Raw genomic sequence first — 24,220 nt, forward strand, 5'->3', positions numbered from 1 at the left:
CCTGATTACTAAATAAAAGTGACACTTGACTCATTTATATAAGCCATATATTCATTCTAGTTTTATTATAATGAAATAAAAAAAACCTCAATGAATATTGAGGTTTTGATGTTTAGTTAATTGCAGGACAATTACACTCGTATTTTTCTCGTCGACAGTTAAAGTTGTAGCCTAAAGTAATTTGATGGAATCCTCCCGTATTAAAATTAATAGTATTCGCTTGGTAAGAATAGGTGTAAGCAAATGTAAACTGATTATAATCTACACCAATAAATGGTGTGAAATACTGAAGTTTTTGGCTGCTTACAGAATTTCCTTCTAGAAATTGTGCACCGTCTAAACTTCTTCTATAAGATAAGCCGCCCCATATTTTACCAAAATCTACTTCCCTATATACCTTAGCGTTGATATCTATTGAAGACTCTTGCGTTGCATCACGATACATATACATTAACGAAGGTTCAAAACTCCAATCACTTCCATATTTTTGAAAAACATATCCACTAGACAATAAAAAGGTTCTGAGATTATTGAATACGAAACCCTGTTCGTTAAAATTAATGCCGTCGTTATTTAATATATTTTTTGCCGTAGCATGTGCATAAAAATCTAAAAAGTGGTACGACATCCCTACATCTATATTAAAATTTGTAGCACTTTGTTCAATACCTGCAATGAGTTGATCAAAGTCTCCTGCAGCCAAAAAGCTTGTTTCATCTAACTTATATTGTATAAATCCAGCACTTAACCCAAAGGAAATCATATTTAAATCTACCTCATTTCGAGATAATAATAAATGATGCGCGTATGTAATATAAGCACCAGTACTAGAATGAAAACCATTAGCATCATTGTACACTATACCACCTATAGCAGATGGCCCATCTCCTATTCTACTGTTTACGCTTAGTGTTTGAAGACTTGGAGCGTCGTCTACACCAAACCATTGTTGTCTAGCCGTTAGCCTTACTTTTGCACAGTTAGCAACACCAGCCATCGAAGGGTGAATAAGATAGTAGTTATCTGTTAAGTAATCTGAATATAAAGGCATACCTTCTTGAGAAAATCCAAAAAAAGTGCTTAATACTGTAAGTCCTACTAGATATGTGTTTTTTAATTTCATAGTTTATCGTTTCAATGTAAAATGGGCACGTTGTTCTTTTCTTTCGCCTGTTGTTGGCTCAATATACTCAACAGTAAACCAATAATCATCTGTTGGCATTAAATTTCCTTGATAGGTGCCATCCCATCCTGGACTTGTTGGACTTAATTGTTTCAACAATTTTCCGAACCTGTCAAATATATAAATTTTTGCACTAGGTTGTGTGTCTATACCTACGATGTTCCACGTATCGTGATTTCCATCGCCGTTTGGTGTAAAATAAAGTGGATAATCTATCACTAAAACCGTATCTGAACCTATTCCACAACCGTTAATATCTCTAGCATAAACCGTATGTAATCCTGGCGATACATTCTCAAAATTACCATCGTCTTGGTAAGATCCATTATCTAAACTAAATTCAAAATCACCAATATTAGTTGTTGTGGCCTCTATAACATGATTTCCTGCAAAAGCTTGAGAGGTGACCTCAGCCACTACAATGGGTAGTTCACTTTCTAGAACAATGGTTTCATCTATATTAGTACAACGCGTTAATATCGATGTTGTATCTGTTACTACTACAGAATAAGTTCCTCCCTGAGTTGGAATTAAGTTTGGTGCAGTTTCGGTCGTTAAAACAACACCCTCTAAGCTCCACTCAAAACTGTAATCTGTAGCAGATAAGCCTGTTTCCAAAACTGGTGGCACTGGCACTACTTCAGTTCCGTTAGTATCGTTACAAAGAATATATAAATCATCTAAATTAAACTCTGGTATTGGATTAACACGTAAAGGAATTTCTGCAACTTCAAAACATATTTCTGGAGAAATATTATTACTTACTCTTACCCAAATGATTTGAGGATTAGTCAAGTTTTCATACAGTACAGGCAATGGTTCTTGGTTATTAATAGCATCATCTTCACTAAAATGGTAAGTCAGTGTATAATCATCTGGATCTTGACCATCTAAAATCTCATCTACTAAGGATTCTAAATTGAACTGAGCGACACCGTCATTTTCAATATTATCATCACATAATTCAAAATCTAATGGTTCGCCGTCGCTATTAACTTGTGCACCTTCTAATACTTCTATAAAAAATGAACCCATGCTATTAGAACAATTAGTGATATTATTAGTTATAGCGAAGAAAACTTCTTGTGGGTTAACTGTATTAGTAAATATATCTGGCTGTGGATTTGTTAAGTCATTAGCATCTTGTTGGCTTATGTAAAAAGTTACTATAAACTGGGCTGGGTCTTGTCCATTTAATATTTCATCTCTTTTTTCATTTAAATCAAAATCGAAAAAACCATCCGTCCCATTTTCACATTCTTCGAATGGTGTAACAGGAATTACATCTGGCAGTGGGTTTACAGTAATATCAAAATCTACAATAGCAAAGCAATTGGTTACAGTATCTAAAACTCTTACATAAATAGTCTGGGTTGCACTTGTATTGCCATAGGCCGTTGAATTAGTAATCTCGTTTGCTGTAACATTGTTTAGTGCGTCATCATAACCTGTAAAGTAGGATGCTGAAAGGTTTGTAGCACCATCAAATATAAAAGCTTCGTTCTGTGTTAAATCGAATTCTTCCGACAAATCGCCAATAGTTATATCATCACAAAGCACCAAGTCTACTGATTCCGTATCCGTTCTAGGTGTTGGGTTTATTGTTATTAACTCGAACTCACCTATTCCTTGACAAGAATTATCGTCATCATTATCTATTCTAAAAGTAATGGTTTGATTGAAAGGCGATACTGAATTAATATGACTTGTAATGTCAGGTATAGCATTGGTTTCCGCTAAAGCATCTACTGTAGTTTCATAATACGTAACCGTAATATTTTGCCCAACAGGAAATAAAGCAACTATTTGAGCGGTGGCATCGCTGAAGTCAAACGTAGTAATACCATCTGTAATGTTATCATCTACTCGAGTATCATCACATTCTTGGTATGTTGGTATGACAAACCCCGCTGGTATTTGTGATGTAGACACAAACAAATCTAACTGTGCTACTCTAAAACAGGTATCTGTATTTTCTACCCTAACAAATATAGTATCTGGATTTGCTGATGAATCTGTATTTGGATAATTCAACGCATTAGTAATAGGGTTAGTTGCATTTTCTGCATCTGCTAGTGTTGTATAATAGGTAAACGTTTCTGTTGCTGCATTTATTGATATTAAATCATTAGCTTCTGTTAAGTTAAACTCTGATAAGCCATCTGTATCAATATCACATTGCCTTAAATCCACGCTAGCTGTTATAATAGGTAAGGCATTTACTTGCAGAGTTACTGTGGACGTCTCGTAACAATCTGGATTATTATTATTTTGCACTCTTGCATAAATCTCCTGCATATTGGCAGTCGTGTTTGTATACAAGTTTGGTAGTGGACTCGCTCCTGTACCTGCATCTATTTGGTCAATATGGTAACTTACAGTAAACTGCGTTGGGCTTTGAGCACCTAAAACAAGGTTATCTCTAGAAGATAACGTAAACTCTACAATGCCGTTGGTATCATCGCCATCGTTAGCGTCATCACAAAGCTCATAGGTAACCTCTTCGCTAATTACAGAAGAAAATACTTCAAGCTCAAAATCATCTATTACCACACATTGCTCAGTCGCTATATCTGCAATACGTATATAAATGATTTCTCCATCTGTAGCAGTATAATTATTAATATTTGTTATAGGGTTATTTCCTGTTTCTGCATCAACAAAAGAATTGTGGTATGTTAATGCAAATTCGGTATCGTCTTGTGTCCCAAAAACGATAGGTGTATTTTGCTCAAGGTTAAACTCAGCACTACCTGTTGGACTACAACCTGCCAAATCTATTGCAGGAGCAATTAGTTCTGGGCTTGTTCTAAATTCTACGATAATGCTATCACTTGTATCACAATCAGGTGCAAACTCCACAAACACACTATATGTACCTGCTTCGTCAATCTCTAAAGTAGACCCAGTACCTGCGTCAGGAATTGGCACACCGTTAAAAGACCAAGTATGTGTAGCATCTGGTGCTTGCGTATCTAGAGTAACTGTTTGTCCACCACAACTTGCAGTACCAGCTGCAAGCGTTATATCGTCACCTAACTCACCTCCCAAATTAAAACTTCCTGCCTCTATAAAAATAGCTGTATCATACGCTTCATCTCCCTGATCAGCAACAACAAGTTTAATTACATAAGTTTGATTAGGGTTTAAATTTAAAGCAGAAGCTGTTAAGACCTCTGTTCTACCATTATAATTGGTGTCTCCAACATTATAACCATTAAAAAAATTAGTATTCTCAGGACAACTATCTGAGCCATTTATAGTGCTAACATTTACTTCCGTACCATCCGGTAAAACAGCTAGGTTTTCTATATCGCCATTTGGTCTTGTTAAAATAAAAGCAAAACCATCAGCAAAATCACATTCTGTTTGCCCATCGTACTCTTCTGAGGCCAATAAATAATTAAAATCTACTCTGTCAGCAGTTGGTATAAAATTAAATTCGATGAAAGTTGCATCATTTGTACCAACTATACCAAGAGCATTCTCTAGGTCAAAATCACCTGGTTGATTGTTTCCTGTATTTTGTTGTATAATTTGATTGTTAAATACGTTTCCTCCTAAAAAAGCATTACCAGATGTTAAAACAATACCAGAATCAAATGGAAAATCTGTGCCACCGCTTGTAAAATAACCATAGCTTTTTGTCTGTAAATCATCTGGTTCGCCAAAAACTTGCTGATCTACTAACTCAACTTTTGCACAGCCGCCTGAAACCAAAACTTTTTCAACAAGTTCTGGAAGTGATAGTTCAGACTCTTGAAAAGCAGCGTTATTTATAGATACTATTGGGTCTCCTACCTGAACTGTAACATTTATTGTTTCCGAACAACCTAAAGGATTATCATCAGACACAGTAAACTCTACATTATATAGACCTGACGTCGTAAACTGATGTGATGCTATAGGTGTATTTGCTGTTCCGCCAGTACCAAAATTCCAGAAGTAAATAGCATTAGCTCCGGTATCTGAAAATGTAGCACTACCGTTAAATTCTACCGACTGTCCTGGCATTATAGATATCGTATTGGTTGCTGTATCTAGAGCTGGCACCGTACTATCAATAGAAGGTGTAATCGTTTGGCAAGGTGTTGCACATTGAATAATAGCATCCCAACCTAAAGTTTCTCCAAAACCATTACTTGTAAAGCTTATGGTTAAACATCCTGAAGCATCTGTCGATGTTACTTCTCCAGGGCTTAGACTAACAGAATAATCACCTATTAGAGGAGAAGTTGTACTATCGCCATTATAAATGGTCATAATATCTCCATTTTGAGTACTGAACCTGTCAAAGTTTAGTATAACGACCTCTCCTGCATTTTGCGGACAAATCGTTAATGTAAAATTTTCATTAACACCGTAGCTTCCAGATTCACCACCAGAGTCATAAAAACGATCAGGTGCGCATCTATTGAAAGTACCGTTTTGCATAGTTAAGTCTTGAGCAGCTATAGGAACAGAAGAGCATAAAACAGCGACAAAAATCAGAAATTTGTATATAGAATTTAGGCGAAATTTGTTTCTCATTTTTTGCTTAACATTAACAACAAGGACGAAATTTAAGAATTTTAAACGACTTGTAAAGTTAAAATATGGACTAAACTTTAGTTAAACAGTTAACGTTTGGTTTTGTTATTTCATATTTTTGAAAAAAAAAATAAATGTCAACTACTAATATATCCATACAACCTACTTCGAATGATGCTATTATCAAATTTGAGGCCGACTACTTTATCACCCAACATAATAGCTATGAGTTTAATAATATAGATGACGCATCTAACTCTCCACTTGCACAACAGCTGTTCTATTTACCTTTTGTAAAAAAAGTATATATAGCCTCTAATTTTATAGCTATTGAACGTTATAATATTGTAGAATGGACAGATGTGCAGGACGAAGTTGCTGAGCAAATAAAGGCTTATTTAAATAGTGATGCACCTGTAATTAAAGAGGAATTGTCTAAACCTAAAAATGCGGTTACCGTTTATGCGGAAAGCACACCAAACCCAAGTGTTTTAAAATTTGTTTGCAACAAAGCACTTGTTGGACAAATCTGCGAGTTCTCGTCTATTGATGAAGCTAAAGTATCCCCTATGGCTACTGAGTTATTTCAATTTCCTTTTGTGCAACGTGTTTTTATGGACAAAAATTATATCTCAGTCACCAAATATGATGTTGCTGAGTGGGAGGAAATTACAACACAGCTTAGAGAGTTTATCAAAAATTATGTTGAAGATGGGAAACCTATTTTAAGTGAACCTATTAGCTCACAAAAAGAAGTTAAAGAACAACAAGTAGAATCTACTTTTGAAAAATTAGACGATACTTCAAAAAACATCGTTAATATCTTAGAAGAATATGTAAAGCCTGCTGTAGCCAGCGATGGTGGTAATATTGAATTTATATCTTATGATGATAGCTCTAAAAAAGTAGAAGTTTTATTACAAGGTGCTTGCAGTGGTTGCCCATCTTCAACCTTTACATTAAAAAATGGTATCGAAAATATGCTTAAAGAGATGCTGAATGACGAAAACATATCGGTCTCAGCAATAAATGGTTAGCTAAAAGTTAGCATTTTTATGCTCAATCTATAAAGCCTTTCATTATTTTAATAATCCAAAGGTTAAAGCATAGGTTTTCGGAACAATTTTTGATATTATTATAAAAACATTTTATTTATGAAACGAGCATGCTAAACATATTATCACCTAAAGGAATGATTAATAGCGAACAGCATGTGTCCTTATAAAAACAATAAATATAAAAATACATGAAAAAAATATTAATCGTATTCGTATTTGTATCGCAACTTGGTTTTGCGCAGTTTAATCAACAAAGTGTATGGGATTTTCAAGACGCCATGGCAAGAGACCCTTCTAAAGAAATAGTTGCACAAGGCTCTCAGTACATACAAAAAGACTTCACTCCTATTAAATTAAACAAGTTTGGAGATAAGGTTTTTAACGCAAAGTTCAATGCCTACAATGGAGAAATGCAAGTTCAAACTGTTGAAAAAACTATTGCACTTGATATAAATGATGACTATACCGTAACTTTCTTAGTCGATAATAAAATCTATAAAACATTAGATTTCTCTAATAAGAATAGCACCTTCGAAAGAGGCTTTCTCGTTGTACTAAAGGAAACAGAAAAATATGGTTTATATAAAAAAGAAACTATAAAATTTCAGCCTTTAATTCCAGCAAAGACATCTTATGACAAAGAAAAACCTGCAAAATTTAAACGTTCTCAAGATGAGTATTACGTTAGCTTTGGAGATAACGTTGAATACATCTCTACTAGAAAAAAGGATATTTTCAAAGCTTATCCCAATCATAGTAAGTCTATAAAAAAATACATTAAAGAAAAAAAATTGTCTCTTTCTAAAGATGATGATTTAGTTATTTTATTTGATTTCATTTCTAAACTTTAAGAGATAATTATTTAAACCATCTTTTTTACAATCTTAATTACCTCCTATAAAATATGAACACACAAGACTGGATAGACAAAGGTTATGATTTACTAATAACCTTTGGGCCAAAATTAATCGCCGCTTTTTTAATATGGATTGTTGGTGGCTTTGCTATCAGAATTATCATGAAAGGTGTTAAAAAAGCCTTCAAAAAAAGCAACTATGACGAAAGCTTAGAAAAGTTTTTAACTAATCTTATTAAGTGGTCTCTTAAAGTTGTACTCATTGTTGTTGTACTGACTACCGTTGGTATTGCTACAACGTCATTTGCTGCTATTTTAGCCTCTATTGGACTAGCAATCGGATTAGCTTTACAAGGTTCTTTGGGAAACTTTGCTGGTGGAGTGTTAATTATGCTTTTTAAGCCTTTTAAAATTGGTGATTTAATTGAAGCTCAAGGCCAAATTGGCGTCGTCAAGCAAATTGAAATTTTCACAACAAAACTTACAGGCTTATCCAATCGGGAAATCATCTTACCTAATGGAAACCTATCCAATGACACTATAATAAATTTTACTACTGAAGGCACAAGACGTGTAGATTTAGTTATTGGCGTAGGTTACGATTCAGATATTAAAAAAACTAAGGATGTTTTAATGGAAGTACTAAGAGCACATCCATTAGTAATCGAAGAACTTTTACCAACGGTTGATGTTTTAGAATTAGCAGATAGCTCTGTGAATTTTGCTGTAAGACCATGGTGCAAATCCGAAGATTATTGGCGCGTCTATTTTGATATTACTGAGAATACTAAAATTGCACTTGATGAGGCTGGAATAGAAATTCCTTATCCACATCAGGTTGAAATTCAGAAAAAGGGTTAAATCTTTTTTGATTTAATAGCCACAAAATCTTTTAAGTAATACGGTTCAAAATAAGCGACATCTTCAAAGTCGCTTATTTTGTACTTAGCATTAGCAATTTTACTCATGGTTGCGGCAGAAGGTAACTTGTTTTCAATAAAAATAGCGTTACTATTATTAATTAAAGTCTTTGTTTTTTCAACTCCACTTCCAATAAAATAAACTTGTCCTTTCTCTAATTCAGAATTAAAACTACCGCTATCTAAAACCTCAGCTTTTACTTTTCTTTGTAAGCTATAATCTGAATTAAATATGGCAGAATATACTTCCATACGCCTAGCATCAAGCATGGGAATAATCATACCTTTTGGAGATTTTACCTGATATGCTAAAGCTTCTAGCGTAAAAACTGAAATCAAAGGTTTATCTAAAGAAAAACAGAGTCCTTTTGCCGCTGAAACACCAATACGAAGACCTGTATAGGAACCTGGTCCTTTACTGATTGCTATAGCGTCTATATTAGCTTTTGAGGTACCCGTAGTATCAATGACATCCTTAATAAACAGATGTAATTTCTCGGCATGAGAATAACCAGCGTTATTATCTTCCTTTAAAACCAAAATCTCCTCATCTTTCGATAAGGAGACTGAACAATTTGTTGTACTAGTTTCTATATTAAGTATTAGAGCCATTTATTAGTCTTCAGCCTTTTCTGTGGCTTCTTTTTTATCCTTTTCTTCTACTTTATCACCAGGCTTTAAGGTCTTAGACACCATATTATATGGACCAGTAATAATCTTATCACCTTCTTCTAACCCTGAAACAATTTCAATGTTAGTGTCGTCCTGGATACCAGTTTTAACTACACGTAATTTTGCTGTTCCATTTTCATTTACAAATACGCACTCAAACTTTTCTTCCTCTTTAGATGAAGTATCTGTATCCACTTTTTTACCATAAACTTTTTTGGTTGAACTTGTATCTGTTTTTATGACGATTGCACTTATTGGGACGGCAACAGCTTTTTCACGCTTATTAGTAATAATATCTACAGTAGCTGTCATACCAGGTCTAAACGGTGAGTATGATTCTGGTTTACCTTCTGTTAAGTCAGCATAAGACTCTTCAATGATTCTAACCTTTACTTTAAAGTTAGTGACTTGATCTGCGGCTAATGTTCCTGCTGCTGAATTGGCAATTTCGGTTACAATTCCTTTAAATTCTTTTTTCAAATAAGCATCAACTTCAACAATGGTTGTATCGCCAATATTTACCTTAACAATATCATTTTCATTAACATCTACCTCAACTTCCATGTTATTTAAGTTAGCAACACGAAGTATTTCGGTACCTGCCATTTGTTGCGTACCTACAACTCGCTCACCCAACTCTACATTAAGTAATGAGATGGTACCGCTCATGGGTGCATAAATAGTTGTTCTACTTAAATTATCCCTAGCTTCATTTACAGTAGCACCTGCACTTTGCACACCATAATAAGCGGAACTTCTTCCTGCTTGTGCTGTTTCGTAAGTAGCAATTGCTCTATCCCAATCGGCTCTTGAGATTACACCTTTTTCAAACAAGGCCTTGCTTCTTTCGTAATCTGCCTTAGCTTGTTTTAACGTTGCTTCTGCTTGTTCTAAATTCGCTTTTACATTTTGATAAGATGCTTGTGAACGACTTAAAGCAGACTGTATTAAATCTGGATTAACTCTCACTAGCAAATCTCCTTTTTTTACTTGCTGACCTTCTTTAAAGGGTAATTCTAGGATTTCTCCAGAAACTTCACTAGAAATTTTTACTTCTACTTCTGGTTGAATTTTTCCTGTTGCAGAAACAGTTTCAATAACCTCTTTAAGTGCTACTTTTTGTGTAGTTACCTGTTTAAAGTTTCTTTTCTTCCCAAATAATCCTGAAGCCTTTCCTCCTACTAAAAGTAGTAGGAAAACTGCAACAACGATTAGAGTTATTTTTAATCCTTTACTCATCTTTAAAATTTTAATTCAGTGGCTGGTATTCCGAAAAACAATTCTAGAACTTTAAGTCTAAAAATGTAATCGTATTTAGTTCTATTTAAGTTAATTTTCGAATTATCGTATCTTAATTTTGCTTGGCTAAAATCGAAAGCATTGGTTAAACCTTCATCATATCTTGCTTTTGCATATTCGTAAGCTAACTCTTGTGACTCTAAAGCAGACTGAGCTGCTTCATATGCTTTTAAGGTTCCTTTTGCGTCTACGTAAGCTTGGTATACATTAGATTCTAAATCTAACTCTGCTTGCTCTAATTGAAATTTACTACGCTCTAGATTAATTTTATTTCTTTTTACACTTGCTCTAGTATTAAATCCATTAAAAATTGGGATATTAAGACTAAAGCCATAAGCAATACCATCATTTTGATATAACTGGTTAATAAAAGGGTCTACTGTTGTTTCTACCAAAACTTCAGGAAAAACATTAGCTAAAACTGCTCCGCCGTTTGAATCTACTAGATTAGTAGGTGACTGACCTATTGGTCCTTGACTAGTATCTTGAAATGACAGTAAACTTGTTGCATCAGAAAACCTCGTGTCATAACCAAAAAATGCTGTTAAAGTTGGCAAGTATGCTCCTTTGGCTATTTGTAAATCTTTATTTGCTAACTCTACGTTCTGTTCTGCTATCTTAATCTCAGAGCGATTTTCTTTAGCATTACTAATTATTTCATCTATTGTTTTATCCGAAATAGAATCTACAATTCCATAACCTTCATCTTCAATATCGAAATTTTCATAATCTTTTATTAGTAGAATTTGGGCCAATGTTATTAAAGAAAGTTTAATTTGATTTTCTGCATTAACTATAGATTGCTGCTCTCCAGCATCAGTAGCTGTAATTTCGAGTAAATCGCCTTCTGGAAGTGTGCCTACTTCGACCAATTGCTTAGTCTGCTCGATTTGTTGTTTAGTAACTTCGTTTTGAGATTTTAGCACCTCTAAATTGGCTTTGTTTAGTAAGACAGATAGGTAACTATTAGCAACTAATAAGGAAATATCATCTTTCATTTTGGACAAACGGTATTGACCAGCTAAGTTTGAAACTTTTGCACGCTGTGCTTGTCTAATATTTCTGAGTCCATTGAATACCGTATAGCCTACATTGACTCTACCAGATGCTGCTAAAAAAGTTGTTGTTTGAGCATTATTAGTGACAGGATTGAAACTTAAACCTGTATTTTCGTTTACACCAGCAGAAGCACTTAACGATGGTAAAAAATTACCCAAGGCTGTTAAGGCTTCAATATCTGTAGCTTTTAAGTCCAGCTCACTCTGTTTTATAGAAATATTATTCTCTAAGGCGTACTCAACACATTCTTTGAGTGTCCATTTTTTTTGAGCAGTTGCTGAAACTCCTAAAAGCAAAACAGCTATGATGATGATTGATTTTTTCATAATTAATACTATATGTCTCTATAATTTTTAAAGTGTTACACAAAAAAGAGTTTAATTTCTTCCTGCGTATTTTGGAGGACCTTGTAACTGGTTCCAAACCTTGATTTTATCTTCTTTTGTAATACCGTTTTTTACTTCAACAAAAATGCCATTACTTATCCCTAAATCCACTTCTTTTCTTTCAAACTCTTGATCTCCAACTTCGACTTCTACAAATGGCTTCTTGGTTTTTATATCGTACTGTACTAATGCCTCTTTAATGGCTAAAACATTTTCTGCTTTTTCTAAAATAATTGAGGCGTTTGCACTCAAACCTGCTCTTATGAATGTTTGCATAGAATCCAATTCTTTCAAAGAACCTTCAATTTCAAACTGAATAGCTCCATTTTCAGCAACACCCTTAGGCGCAATGTAATCTAAGATAGCATCGAACTTTTGATTCTCAATAGCTCCTACAGTAATTTCTAATGGTAGACCTTCTTTTATTTTTCCGACTTCACTTTCATCTACTTTTCCTTCAAAAATCATTTTTGAAATATCCGCTAAGGAAGCTATCGATGTTCCCTCATTAAAGTTATTAGCTTCAATTACCTGATTTCCCTCTTTTATAGGAACGTCTAAAACCATTCCTGATACTGTAGCACGGACTTGGGTTTGTGCTACATTGCCTAAACCAGAAGTCGTTCCTGTTTTAATAATATCATAGTTTTGTCTAGATTGTTGTAAATCTATACGTGCTTGTTGAACACGTTGTTTCGCTTGCAAATAAGTGTTATTAACTTGGTCGAAATCATTAGCAGAAACAACACCTTTATCAAACAATTGCTTTTGCCTATCAAAAAGTGCTTTTTGAGTTTTAAAGTTTATCTCGGCTGTTTCTAAAGAATTTCTATTAGAAGCAATGTTATTTTTTGCACTAGTTAAAGAAGATACGTTTGGTATGACCCTTATCTTAGCAATTAAATCTCCTTGTTTCACAAACTCTCCTGCCTCTACATAAACCTCTTCAATAACTCCAGATATGTTTGGTTTTATAAGAATTTCTTCCTCTGGAACAATACTTCCTGTTGCAACGGTGTTAACAACGATAGTTTCGGTTGATGCCGTTTGAGTTGTGAATGTAACAGGGTTTTCCTGATTTTTATCCCATAAATAATAGAGTGATATCGCAAATGCTAATACGATAACAACTAATACAACTACAGTGGTGGTTCTTTTCATGATATATATTTAGTAATAATTTTATTCTATTCTTAATGCATCTACAGGCTTCATTTTGGTAGCCCTATTTGCTGGAATTAAACCAGCTAAAAGCCCCGCTAATACTAAAATTGATAAAGCGACAACTACAACAGTCATACTTACACTAGGATTAGCAAAATTTTCTACTGGTCCAATACTATCTAAAATAGAGTTCATACCCCAAATAGCAAATGCTGCAAAAGCAACGCCCAGCATACCAGATGTTATTGTTAATATTAAACTTTCTTGAAGAATTTGACCCTTAATCATCCATGGTGTCGCTCCCAGTGCTCGTCTTACGCCAATTTCTTTAGTCCTCTCTTTTACGACGATAAGCATAATATTATTTATACCGATAACTCCAGAAGCAAGTATTAAAATACCTACAAAATAACCTACGATTGCGAGTATATTAAATAATCCATTAATACGTCCAAATGCTTCAGCACGGTCAAAATGACCTATTGCTCTATCGTCATCAGGATGTACATTTTTACGTGATTTGATGATATCGAAAACACGTTCTTTAATTGATGTAATGCTAAATCCATCTTTTGCAGTAATTGCCATCCAACCTACTCGATCACCATAATTGAATGCTTGGTTAAATGTTGTAAAAGGAATAAATACAGTATTTGCTTCTTCTTCAGAATCTCCTTGAGAATTCGTAATCTTAAATGTCCCAACAACTTTAAAATTAACTCCGTTAATTTTTATATAGCTTCCAATCACTTCTTCTCTTTTATCATAAAGCCCTTTAACAACATCTGGTCCGATAACACATATTTTACGCTTAGCTTCAATATCAGAATAGCTTAAAAAACGCCCTTCTAGAATATCCATAGGCTTTTGTTTAATAAACTCTGGATAATCTCCGTATATCTGAAACGCCCCAGTTTTTGTTCCTCTTATAACATTGTTAGCACCTTGATAACCACCAAGCGAATTTCTTGGAGATATGTATTTTAATTCTGGGATTTCAGCCCTAATAGCCTCTACATCAGATATTTTATACTGTAAACGCTTGCCTTTGGGAATCCCTTTGTAAGAAATTGAAGTTCTTTGGCTCCACATAAACATGGAGTTTGTTGCAAAATTCCCAAAATCAGATGTTACGCCATTTCTCAAACCATTAGTTAAGGCTAATAATAATACTAAAATAGTAATTCCCCAAAATACACCGAATGCGGTAAGTGCTGTCCTTACCTTATTGGCATTAAGTGCTTCTAATATTTCGTCCCAACGGTCTTTGTTAAACATCTTATTCGTCTCTCAGTGCTACTATTGGTTTAATTTTTGCAGCCCTGTATGCAGGTAAAAATCCTGCAAAAGCACCAGCAACTACTAAAATAAATACTGTGGTAATTGCTGTACTAAAATCTACTTGTGGAAATTTAATAAAAGGGCTATCTACATATGGTCCTGCAATTTCTAGGACGGCCAAGCCAGCTATTAATCCAAATAAGCCAGAAAACATAGTTACAAAAATAGCCTCTTGGAGAATCATACCTATAATTGAAGAAGGCACTGCGCCAAGGGCTTTACGAATACCAATCTCTTTAGTTCGCTCTTTTACAATAATAATCATAATATTACCTACACCAACTACACCTGCTATAATAGTTCCGATTCCAATAAACCAAAACACAGCTTTTATAGTGTCAATCAGTGAGTATATTTTTTGAGCTTCTTCTAAAGTGTTGTTTACTCGTATGGCTGCTGTATCATCAGGTGCAATTATGAGTTTTTCTTTTAAGTCCTTTTCAATTGCTTCTGTAATATTTTTTGAAACAGCTACGGCTTCATCAAAATTTTCAGACATCTTCACTGTAAACGACATATTTCTAATATTATCTCCTCCATTAAATGCTACGCGAGCAGACGTTAATGGTAGAAATACTTGACTTTCTTCGCGCTCACCGCCTGGATCAAAATAAACGCCTACAACTTTATACGGGATACCAAATATTGATATGTATTTGTCAATTGGATTTTCATTTTTAAATAGGTCTAGGCTAACTTTATTTCCAATGACTGCAACCTTTCTATTTTCGTTGACGTCAGAAAAATTAATAAATCGTCCTTTACCAATATCGGCGTTTTCTATAAACTGATTATCTGGCAAAACACCTTGCACACGGTAGTTTCCCGTTTCGTTTTTATAAGCCACTTGACCGCCCCATATACTGTAGTTTGCTGTTCGGTATTCTAAAAACTCATCGTAGTTATTAGACACCATTGCAAAATCTTCATCTTTAAGTTGAATTCGACGTCCCGGATTTAAGCCTTTGTAACCTTTTGTTGTGATACGTGTTCGTATGAAAATTTCATTTGTTGCATCTTGCTGAAATTCTGACGTTACCCCATTTTCTATTCCAGAACTAAAACCTAGTAGAATTACTAAAATAAAAATACCTGAAGCCACTGATAAGCCCGTTAAAAATGTACGGAGCTTATTTTTTCTGAGTGTTTCAAATATTTCTTGCCAGCGCTCTACATTAAACATACTGTTGTGCTCTTACTTGTTCTACTGGGCTGTCATCTATAATAACACCATCTTTAAGATTAACGATGCGTTTGGTCATGTGCGCAATATCATCTTCATGAGTAACTATTAATATAGTTTTTCCTTCGTCATTAATACCTTGAATTAAATCCATAACCTCGTAAGAAGTTCTAGTATCAAGCGCACCTGTTGGTTCATCAGCTAATAATACTTTTGGTTCGCTTGCTAATGCTCTCGCAATGGCTACACGTTGTTTTTGACCACCAGACATTTCGCTAGGTAAATGATGTGACCAGTCTGCCAAACCTACTTTTTCTAGATAATGATGGGCTTTTTCTACACGTTCTTTACGTGCCATACCACTATAAAACATTGGTAACGCAACGTTATCTACTGCTGTTTTATAATTTATAAGATTAAAAGACTGAAAAATAAAACCTAAAAACTCATTTCTGTATTTTGCCGCAACCTTTTCATTTAGATTTTTAATCGGAACACCATCAAGGATATAACTTCCTTCATCTGCTTCATCGAGCATTCCCAAAATATTGAGTAATGTAGATTTTCCTGAGCCAGAAGAGCCCATGATAGAGACCAACTCGCCTTCTTTTACGTGGAAATTTATTCCCTTCAATACGTGAAGCGAATTATTACCCATGTGGTAAGATTTGTGTAAATCTTCGATTTTAATCATAGTAAAGAAGGTTAATTCATTACAATATTACACAAAAGCATAGCTGGTATGTGCTAAGTATTTGTTAAGAATTAACATTTTGATTGATATTTATAAGACGTCTAAATACCTAATATGACACTACAAAAGTTTGTTTTTATACTTCTGGCTTTTTCTTGAAGAATTTAATGTAAACAACATACCCTATTCCAAATACCAATATATAAGGAATGGCCATTAAATAAACAATCCCATCATTAATGCCTTGGGCGGCAGATTGACCTTCTTCACTTTCCAGAACAGCACGACACATGGCACACTGAGCTTTACTCTCTAAAAAAAAGAGAAAGGAAAAAAGAAGAAAGACAATTTTACGTTTCATGTGTTTATATCTATTGTTTTTTTAAGGACACATGCAGTTCGCTATTAATCATTAATTTGGGGGATAATATGTTTAGCATGCTCGTCTTCATAATACAAATTTGTTAAGCGTAATAGGGCGAAATCATCAAATAAACCACAACACCTGTTAAGGCAACATATAACCATAACGGAAATGTGATTTTAGCAATTTTTTTGTGACGCTCTATATTATTTGTAATTGCTCTAACGTAAGTAATCAATACAAAAGGAATAATAACTATTGACAATAATATATGTGTCGTAAGAATAAAAAAGTATACATATCGCATTACACCTTCTCCTCCATATTTGGTACTATCACTAGTCATATGGTAAGCGACGTACATTACCAAAAATGAAATGGATAATGCAATAGCAGACTTCATTAAGTTTTCATGGAGTTTGCGGTTTCCTTTTTTTATCGCGATGACTGCCAAAACTAAAACAACAGCTGTTAATCCATTTATAGCTGCATAAATTGGAGGAAGGAATGTCAATGGCTCTACCAAAATTCCGAAATCTTGGAGCTTAACTCTAGATAAAATAGCCACAATAACAGGAATTACTATTGCCAATACAATTATCCATTTGTTGTATTTTTTTTCATTTTGAATATCTACTTGACTCATAATTATTCTTTTAAAAGTTTAGCAATATCTTCTTTTAAGATGCTAATTTCTTGAGGAATACCTTCATCATCTACACCTTCTTCTTCTGACACAATTCCGTTATAATATATTAATGGATTGTCTTTAGATGTTAGACGCGAACGGATATAACCTTCCTTATCTATTAAGGCAAAGTTTCCTGAATGTTCAAAACCAGTAGCGTCTTCACCTTTTGCAGCGTATAAATAGAACCCTTCGTTTGCTAGCTTGTAAATTGTCTCTTCATCTCCTGTCATTAAATGCCAGTTAGGATTTGTAATCCCATATTTTTTAGCATACGCTTTTAAAACTTCTGGAGTATCTACTTCCGGCATTATGGTAAAAGATGCCACTCCAAAATTATCTGTATAGTCTTCAAAATGATTTTGAATTTGCACCAAATTATCACTCATTCTTGGGCAAATGGTTGGGCATGTCGTAAAGAAAAATTCAACCAAATACACCTTACCTAAATAATCTTTGTTAGTAATGGTTTTGTTATTTTGATTTGTGAAACTAAAGGCTGGTACTTTACGATTTCCACCTTGACCATCTGGTATATATTCCAAGTCTGATTGATTCTTATTAATGGTTTCAATTTTTTGTGTAGTCACAATTTTACTTCGGCTTTCGTCTCTAGTAACATCAGAATTAGAGAGTCTATCTATTATTCGTGGAATAAAAATGATTCCAAAAACTAGGATAATAAATGCAATACCTACATACGAGTAATTAGTCTTCTTTGCCATAGTTTATTTCTTTAAATCGTCTGCTCTTCGTGTTGTTGAATTGAATTGCCCCTTTCGTTTTTGACGGTATTCTGTAAACAGAATACGTATATCTTCACTCATTTTATTTTTTATAATATCGACGTCAATACAGTTGTAAGCATTTAAAGAAAGAATTGGTTTTTTAGCCTCAATCTGTTTTTCAGTCCTATTATCAATTCTTCCTCGCTGATTTAAGTCTTTATCTATTACGAAAACATCATCAGTGGACAAATCATTTTTTAAGGGATTTTCAACCTTGAGACTGCTGTAAAGGCTCTTTATATCTTCTTCTGAACCATATATATAATGCCAAAATCTTAAATCCTCATAAGTAGCAATTTCTTTTTGAAGTTTTTCCGTTTCTGTTTCAGTTCCGTAAGGCATTACAAGAACCACCTGAAATTTTTTAAATCCTATAAAGGAATCATAAACCAATTCCTTTAAATTAAAAACTGCTGTTTTATTATCAATTGGAGATTTACCTAAAAATGCTAAAATTGTAATATGCTCAGAAAGCTGAATTTCTTCCTCAGATTCAGATGAAAACTTTGAGATTTCTTCGACATTTTCATTGACGATATCCAAAGGAGTATAGTTGTGTTTTGCTGGGTAAAGCATCAACAAAAAAGCCACAGGTAGGAAGAATAAAATACCGAGAACTAGATTGCGCTTAAGGTTGTTTTTCTGCATGGTACAAAAATAAAAAAGGTGGTTTAGAAAAACCACCTTTTAATATCATATTAACGCTTAAATATGTTTAAAAATCTCTTTTAATCAATGCGTCTTTTGTATTGTATACTTCAAATACGTAACCACCTTCTTGCAAAAGAATAAATATTAAATAACAGATTAAGAATACACCTGTCCAAACTACAGCTCTACGTAAGCTTGGCTTTTCGTCACGCATGTGCATGAAATCCCAAGTAATGTAATATGCTTTTACTATGGTAAGTAAAATAAATATTAGATTTAAAGGCTTCATGTATATAAAAGGAGACAAAATAATATTACCTAATGTTGCAAAGAAACCACCTTCAAAAGGAGATAACCAAGTATGCATTAAAATATCAGGCTTATAGATACCTAATACAACCTCTATTGCTGTTACTATTGTTAAGAAGATTAATACTCCCCAAATTTTTTGTGTATTGGACTTAAATTTTAAAAGTCCTCTAAATATTTCTAATTTATGTTCGTGTGCCATTTTATGTTTCTGTCTTAAATTAAACTAGGTAAAAGAAAGTAAATACAAATACCCAAACTAAATCTACAAAGTGCCAGTACAATCCAACTTTTTCAACCATTTCATAACTTCCTCTTCTCTCATAACTTCCAAGGACAACATTGAAAAATATGATGATGTTAATTACAACACCTGAGAATACATGAAAACCGTGAAAACCTGTAATAAAGAAGAAAAAATCAGCGAATAATGACGTACCATACTCGTTAACTACAAGATTTGCACCTTTAACAACTAACTTTCCATTTTCTTTTATTTGCTTTAGAGATTCTTCTCTAGATAATACTGTTTTTTCACCTTCTTCATTAATGAGCTGGCTACGTACTAATATGTTTGAATTTGCAGCTAAACCCGAATAAATTTCACTTACAGTATAATCTGGCAACGGTGCTTCATCAACAAACCACAAACCATTTTTACGCTCATGTTCTGTTCGTGCTGAAGCCTCAGTTACAGCAAAGTCATCTATTGATATGCGTTTAAATTTTTCTTCCCCATCTACAGTGACATATTCCCCAAACTGAAGAATATTGCCTCCTTTTGTTTGTACAGCACCATAATCTCCCTGTATAAATGTCGCCCATTCCCAAGCCTGAGAACCAACAAATATAGCTCCACCGATGATGGTTAAAAACATATATAAGGTTACTTTAGCTTTATTCATGTGATGACCAGCATCTACCGCTAATACCATTGTCACAGAAGACATGATAAGAATAAACGTCATAAAAGCTACATAAATCATAGGATAGTTCCCATGAAAAAAAGGAACGTGCGTAAACACTTCGTCGGCAATTGGCCACTCTCCAATAAACTTAAATCTTGAAAAACCATAAGCTGCTAAAAAACCTGAAAATGTTAAAGCATCTGAAACAATGAAAAACCACATCATTAGTTTCCCATAACTTGAGCCCATTGGTCTATTACCACCGCCCCAAGTTTTGCCTTCTGTACCAGTATTTGCTACTGTAGTATCCATATAACGTATTTAATTTTAAGATGTGACAAAAATAATCAAATTATGTATCTAAAAAAATATAAAAATAAAAAGAGACATACCCATAAAATGTCTACAAAATGCCAGAAATGTGCTGCCAATTCTATACCTAACATATTCTCTGGGGAATATTTTTGTTTCAAATGCTGATAAATAACAACTAATAAACTAATAAGAGCGCCGATTACGTGTGCGATGTGCACAACCGCAATAACATAAATAAAGGAAATAGTCACATTACTTGTTGGTCCTGTAAAGTTATAACCTTGAGCAATAAACTGGGAAAATCCTTGAAATTGATTCAAAATAAAGAAGACACCTAGAGCGAAAGTCACTAGCAAAAACATTGTCGTCTGGCTTCTATTATTCTGTATCATGGCGCGTTTGGCCAAAATCATAGTTATACTACTGATTATAATTACAAAAACTGAGATTAAAAAAGGTTGAGGCAACTCAAACTCATTTAACCAATCCTCACGCTTTCTACTCACTATAAATGCACTGGTTAAAGCAGCAAAGGTCATTATCAATGAGCCAATAGCAAACCAAAGCATCATTTTCTTGGACCGTATTTGTTTTTCTTCCTGTGTTCCTTCTGTTAAATCCATATTAACTTAAAAATTTATCAGCTACAAAAACTATTTGTAATAATGTGATATATAAAACGCTAGAGAGCATTAGCTGTTTTGCTGCTTTTGTTGTTCTTAATTTAAATAATTGTAAAGCATAGTAAAGCATAACCATACCCAATAAGAAAACAATAATTGCTCCTACGATAGACAATTTTAAATCTCCTGTAAAACCAAATACTGGTATTATCGAGGCTATAATTGTCCAAATGCTATACATAATGATTTGCACAGCGGTTCCTTTATCTGGTTTTCCTGAAGGTAGCATAAAAAAGCCTCCTTTTTTATAATCTTCGTGTAAAAACCAGCCAATAGCCCAAAAATGAGGAAACTGCCAAAAAAACTGAATCGCAAATAAAGTTCCTGGCTCAATACCAAAACCATTTCTTGCAGCTACCCAACCTAGCATAAAAGGTATGGCTCCTGGTATAGCTCCAACAAAAACTGCTATAGGCGTTTTCGTCTTTAATGGTGTGTAGATACAAGTATAAATAAATATGGAAATTGCACCATACATTGCCGTTTTAGGGTTGATGATATACAACGTTGCTACGCCAGCAAGTGTAAATAATACAGCTATAATAAAAGCGGTATTTACAGACATTCGTCCCGCGGGTATAGGTCTGTTTTTGGTGCGATCCATCAAAGCATCTAAATCTTTCTCAATAATTTGATTATAAGCATTAGAAGCCCCAACCATAAAGTAACCTCCAAAAGCGAGGAGTATTACAGTGGTGATATCAATAGATTCTGCTCCCAGAAAATAACCTGCAATAGATGAAAACACCACACTTAGGGACAAACCCATTTTAGTGATTTCCTTAAAATCTATCCAAATAGAAGCGGGAGAAACTGTTGTTTTAATCGTACTCAATACTATAAAATTATGCGAATGCAAAGATAACTTGAAAATTGCTTTTGGACAACGTAAAAGCATAGTTATTAACTAAACTTAAATGTTTTATGTAAGAATACATAATTTTGAACAACTCATTAGTCTTTAAACACAACAATAACAATCAACACATGAAACAATTATTAATTTTTCTATTAGTATTTATGACTTCAATTGGCTTTGCACAATCAAGATTTGATAGTGTAGAAATAAAGAACGGTACCAATCGCCAATCAATTTTTACCATAGCCAAACTGAAGATTTAAAAACTTAGCAGATGTATATGACAAATAGGCTTCCGCAACTGGGTAATCGTAACTATCATCCTTAAATCGCTTTCCAATTCCTCGTCTGGGAATAATTGCTGGGTCTGGACCAAAGCCTTTTAAGCGATCTACATACTCATTAAAATATTGAGCAAAACGCCCTTACATTCATAAAAAGAGGTCGTGAAATTAAGACGTTTTCCAAGTCCTGCTTGGATAAAACACCTCTCGTATTATTATATATGTAGAACCACCTTCAGAATCACTACCTCTGCCTGTAAATCTAATATTGGATCTATGATAAACCTGTAATCTTTCCATTGGACTTGCACTAAATGTTCATTCCAAAGTTAACGGCCAGTCCAAGTTTGGGTGTCTGTTGCTAGGCTTTCTTTTTCTGCGTTAATATTATATGAAAGTCACAATAAGCATACCAAAAAAAAATCCCGTCCAATTAATTTTGAACGGGATTTTTAAAATATAAATGTTCTTTTTTAGTCTTGTACTTGAAATACAATTGGTAAACCATAAGGTACTGTTACTGCTTGTCCTCTTTGTCTACCTGGTTTCATTTTAGGTAGTAATCCTATAACACGTTTTGCTTCTTTCTCTAATCCTGGATGCGGAGCTCTAGCATAAATGTTAGTTACATTTCCGCTTCTGTCTACTTTAAATCCTACACTTATACGTTGTCTTCCTGACAAACCTAAATCACCTGCTAAATCTGTATTAAACTTTTTATTAACAAACTTTGCGATTTTTTCAGACATGCATTTTTTCTTGGCATTATTTCCTTTTTGTTTTTCGCAACCTGGAAATACTGGTACGTTTTCGATAACAGCAAAAGGGACTTCTAAAATTTCCTCTACCTCTTCTACTTCAACATCCTCAACTTCAACAATTTCTGCATCTTGCTCTGTTTCTGTAGATTCTATTACAGTTTCTTCAACTTCCTCTTCATCTTCAACCACTTCAATAACTTCTGGTGCTGGTGGTGGTGGTGGCGGTGGTGGCGGTGGCGTTACTAATTGTTCAGTAATCGGCACTTCTTCTTCTAACTCGTCATCTAGGTTTAAACCATCTAGTGCGATATCACTCTTGTCATACGTTTTGTAATTAATCGCTAAATTAGTTACAAGCAACATCAGTACTAGACCAACAGCAAAGTAAATTGAGCTGTTACGTCTAACATCTGATTGTGGATTCTTTTTAGGTTCCATAATTTTTTTGTTCTAAGTTGCTAATTTAATTAATAAATTATTAAAAAAACAAGGTATAATATTATTTTAACTTAAGATTTTTATAATAAAACACAATAATCGTACCAACAGCTACACCAATACAATTGGCTAACAAATCTAAATTATCATATTCTCGGAGCGGATTTAAAATTTCTTGAATGATCTCTAAGATAACACCGAAAGTTAATGTTGTTGTAAAACTTATAAGAATTGCTTTTTTATATTTTGCTTTTAAAGCAAAAAAACCCCAGACTAATGCCAACAGTACGTAAGCACCAAAATGAAAGATTTTATCTTGAAACTCAAGATATTCTTTTACTAAAAGCTTTTCAGGATTTGCTAATGTAATATACAACAGAAAAAGCGTGTAGCCTATTGCAGTAAAAAGATAAAACTGACGCTTTTTAAGCACCTACTAAGGCTTTGTAATCTTCCGCGGACATTAAATCTGCTAATTGACTTTCATCTGAAAACTTAATCTTAATCATCCAGCCAGCACCATAAGGGTCTGTATTTACAGATTCAGGTTCGTCTTCAAGTGCTTCATTAAATTCAATAATTTCTCCACTTAAGGGTAAAAATAAATCAGAAACCGTTTTAACAGCTTCGACTGTTCCAAAAACCTCCTCAGCCTCTAGGGTTTCGTCAAGAGTTTCGACTTCGACATAAACGATATCCCCAAGTTCACCTTGGGCAAAATCTGTAATACCTACCGTTGCCGTATCACCTTCTACCTTGACCCATTCGTGGTCTTTAGTATATTTTAAATCTGCAGGAATATTCATAGTGCGCTAAATTTTAAATGC

At 33.9% G+C, this 24,220-nt stretch carries 25 protein-coding genes; 4 read left to right on the plus strand and 21 right to left on the minus strand.

Annotated features, from left to right (window positions below; genetic code table 11):
- Positions 1 to 112: 112 nt before the first annotated feature.
- Positions 113 to 1,123, minus strand: coding sequence for a type IX secretion system membrane protein PorP/SprF (locus HKP48_RS02335; protein WP_296342398.1), 1,011 nt, complete (start codon positions 1,121 to 1,123; stop codon positions 113 to 115).
- Positions 1,124 to 1,126: 3 nt separating this feature from the next.
- The gene (locus HKP48_RS02340; RefSeq protein ID WP_296342400.1) at positions 1,127 to 5,713 is read right to left on the minus strand and encodes a choice-of-anchor L domain-containing protein; all 4,587 of its coding nucleotides are present in this window, start codon (positions 5,711 to 5,713) and stop codon (positions 1,127 to 1,129) included.
- 134 nt (positions 5,714 to 5,847) lie between these two features.
- Here HKP48_RS02340 and HKP48_RS02345 point away from each other — a divergent pair, with 134 nt between their 5' ends.
- From HKP48_RS02345 to HKP48_RS02355, 3 genes are all read left to right on the plus strand, one after another.
- Complete coding sequence (locus HKP48_RS02345; RefSeq protein WP_296342402.1) at positions 5,848 to 6,750, plus strand: NifU family protein; 903 nt, start codon at positions 5,848 to 5,850, stop codon at positions 6,748 to 6,750.
- 209 nt (positions 6,751 to 6,959) lie between these two features.
- Positions 6,960 to 7,622 (plus strand): hypothetical protein, encoded by a 663-nt coding sequence (locus HKP48_RS02350; protein ID WP_296342404.1) that lies wholly within the window; start codon positions 6,960 to 6,962, stop codon positions 7,620 to 7,622.
- A gap of 53 nt (positions 7,623 to 7,675) precedes the next feature.
- Positions 7,676 to 8,488, plus strand: a complete 813-nt coding sequence (locus HKP48_RS02355; protein WP_296342405.1) for a mechanosensitive ion channel domain-containing protein — start codon at positions 7,676 to 7,678, stop codon at positions 8,486 to 8,488.
- Here HKP48_RS02355 and tsaB read toward each other — a convergent pair.
- From tsaB to cyoE, 15 genes are all read right to left on the minus strand, one after another.
- A complete protein-coding gene (tsaB, locus tag HKP48_RS02360) occupies positions 8,485 to 9,159 on the minus strand; it encodes a tRNA (adenosine(37)-N6)-threonylcarbamoyltransferase complex dimerization subunit type 1 TsaB (RefSeq protein ID WP_296342407.1) in 675 nt (224 codons plus the stop codon). The genes HKP48_RS02355 and tsaB overlap by 4 nt on opposite strands.
- Positions 9,160 to 9,162: 3 nt before the next feature.
- On the minus strand, positions 9,163 to 10,458 hold the full coding sequence (locus tag HKP48_RS02365; protein WP_296342409.1) for an efflux RND transporter periplasmic adaptor subunit: 1,296 nt from the start codon (positions 10,456 to 10,458) through the stop codon (positions 9,163 to 9,165).
- Between the two features lie 2 nt (positions 10,459 to 10,460).
- Positions 10,461 to 11,903: a TolC family protein gene (locus tag HKP48_RS02370; RefSeq protein ID WP_296342412.1), complete on the minus strand. Its 1,443-nt coding sequence runs from the start codon at positions 11,901 to 11,903 to the stop codon at positions 10,461 to 10,463.
- A 51-nt stretch (positions 11,904 to 11,954) separates the two neighbouring features.
- Positions 11,955 to 13,124 carry an efflux RND transporter periplasmic adaptor subunit gene (locus HKP48_RS02375; RefSeq protein ID WP_296342414.1) on the minus strand — a complete coding sequence of 390 codons (1,170 nt, stop codon included), beginning with the start codon at positions 13,122 to 13,124 and terminating at the stop codon, positions 11,955 to 11,957.
- A gap of 21 nt (positions 13,125 to 13,145) precedes the next feature.
- A complete protein-coding gene (locus HKP48_RS02380) occupies positions 13,146 to 14,405 on the minus strand; it encodes an ABC transporter permease (protein ID WP_296342416.1) in 1,260 nt (419 codons plus the stop codon).
- A gap of 1 nt (position 14,406) precedes the next feature.
- Positions 14,407 to 15,651 (minus strand): ABC transporter permease, encoded by a 1,245-nt coding sequence (locus HKP48_RS02385; protein WP_296342418.1) that lies wholly within the window; start codon positions 15,649 to 15,651, stop codon positions 14,407 to 14,409.
- A complete protein-coding gene (locus HKP48_RS02390; RefSeq protein ID WP_296342420.1) occupies positions 15,644 to 16,345 on the minus strand; it encodes an ABC transporter ATP-binding protein in 702 nt (233 codons plus the stop codon). Before HKP48_RS02390 ends, HKP48_RS02385 begins: the two co-directional genes overlap by 8 nt.
- Positions 16,346 to 16,481: 136 nt before the next feature.
- Positions 16,482 to 16,706 (minus strand): hypothetical protein, encoded by a 225-nt coding sequence (locus HKP48_RS02395; RefSeq protein ID WP_296342422.1) that lies wholly within the window; start codon positions 16,704 to 16,706, stop codon positions 16,482 to 16,484.
- Positions 16,707 to 16,809: 103 nt separating this feature from the next.
- Positions 16,810 to 17,355: a DUF420 domain-containing protein gene (locus HKP48_RS02400; RefSeq protein ID WP_296342424.1), complete on the minus strand. Its 546-nt coding sequence runs from the start codon at positions 17,353 to 17,355 to the stop codon at positions 16,810 to 16,812.
- Between the two features lie 2 nt (positions 17,356 to 17,357).
- Complete coding sequence (locus HKP48_RS02405; protein WP_296342426.1) at positions 17,358 to 18,122, minus strand: SCO family protein; 765 nt, start codon at positions 18,120 to 18,122, stop codon at positions 17,358 to 17,360.
- A 3-nt stretch (positions 18,123 to 18,125) separates the two neighbouring features.
- Entirely contained in the window at positions 18,126 to 18,833 is a 708-nt protein-coding gene (locus HKP48_RS02410) for a hypothetical protein (RefSeq protein WP_296342428.1), read from the minus strand.
- A gap of 67 nt (positions 18,834 to 18,900) precedes the next feature.
- A complete protein-coding gene (locus tag HKP48_RS02415) occupies positions 18,901 to 19,347 on the minus strand; it encodes a cytochrome C oxidase subunit IV family protein (RefSeq protein ID WP_296342430.1) in 447 nt (148 codons plus the stop codon).
- A 19-nt stretch (positions 19,348 to 19,366) separates the two neighbouring features.
- Complete coding sequence (locus HKP48_RS02420) at positions 19,367 to 20,365, minus strand: cytochrome c oxidase subunit 3 (protein WP_296342432.1); 999 nt, start codon at positions 20,363 to 20,365, stop codon at positions 19,367 to 19,369.
- 35 nt (positions 20,366 to 20,400) lie between these two features.
- Entirely contained in the window at positions 20,401 to 20,991 is a 591-nt protein-coding gene (locus HKP48_RS02425) for a cytochrome c oxidase subunit 3 (RefSeq protein WP_296342434.1), read from the minus strand.
- Position 20,992: 1 nt separating this feature from the next.
- Positions 20,993 to 21,886, minus strand: a complete 894-nt coding sequence (gene cyoE, locus HKP48_RS02430; protein WP_363928579.1) for a heme o synthase — start codon at positions 21,884 to 21,886, stop codon at positions 20,993 to 20,995.
- 152 nt (positions 21,887 to 22,038) lie between these two features.
- On the opposite strand from cyoE, the gene HKP48_RS02435 reads away from it, so the two are divergent.
- Positions 22,039 to 22,173: a hypothetical protein gene (locus HKP48_RS02435; RefSeq protein WP_296342436.1), complete on the plus strand. Its 135-nt coding sequence runs from the start codon at positions 22,039 to 22,041 to the stop codon at positions 22,171 to 22,173.
- Positions 22,174 to 22,362: 189 nt separating this feature from the next.
- On the opposite strand, the gene HKP48_RS02440 is transcribed toward HKP48_RS02435, so the two are convergent.
- The 4 genes from HKP48_RS02440 to gcvH form a co-directional block, all read right to left on the minus strand.
- Complete coding sequence (locus HKP48_RS02440) at positions 22,363 to 22,494, minus strand: hypothetical protein (protein WP_296342437.1); 132 nt, start codon at positions 22,492 to 22,494, stop codon at positions 22,363 to 22,365.
- Positions 22,495 to 22,667: 173 nt separating this feature from the next.
- Positions 22,668 to 23,393 carry an energy transducer TonB gene (locus HKP48_RS02445; protein WP_296342440.1) on the minus strand — a complete coding sequence of 242 codons (726 nt, stop codon included), beginning with the start codon at positions 23,391 to 23,393 and terminating at the stop codon, positions 22,668 to 22,670.
- Between the two features lie 61 nt (positions 23,394 to 23,454).
- Positions 23,455 to 23,826, minus strand: coding sequence for a VanZ family protein (locus tag HKP48_RS02450; RefSeq protein ID WP_296342441.1), 372 nt, complete (start codon positions 23,824 to 23,826; stop codon positions 23,455 to 23,457).
- Positions 23,819 to 24,199 carry a glycine cleavage system protein GcvH gene (gcvH, locus tag HKP48_RS02455; RefSeq protein WP_296342443.1) on the minus strand — a complete coding sequence of 127 codons (381 nt, stop codon included), beginning with the start codon at positions 24,197 to 24,199 and terminating at the stop codon, positions 23,819 to 23,821. Before gcvH ends, HKP48_RS02450 begins: the two co-directional genes overlap by 8 nt.
- Positions 24,200 to 24,220 lie beyond the last annotated feature (21 nt).

This window comes from Winogradskyella sp. (genome assembly GCF_013042245.1).
GTDB lineage: Bacteria > Bacteroidota > Bacteroidia > Flavobacteriales > Flavobacteriaceae > Winogradskyella.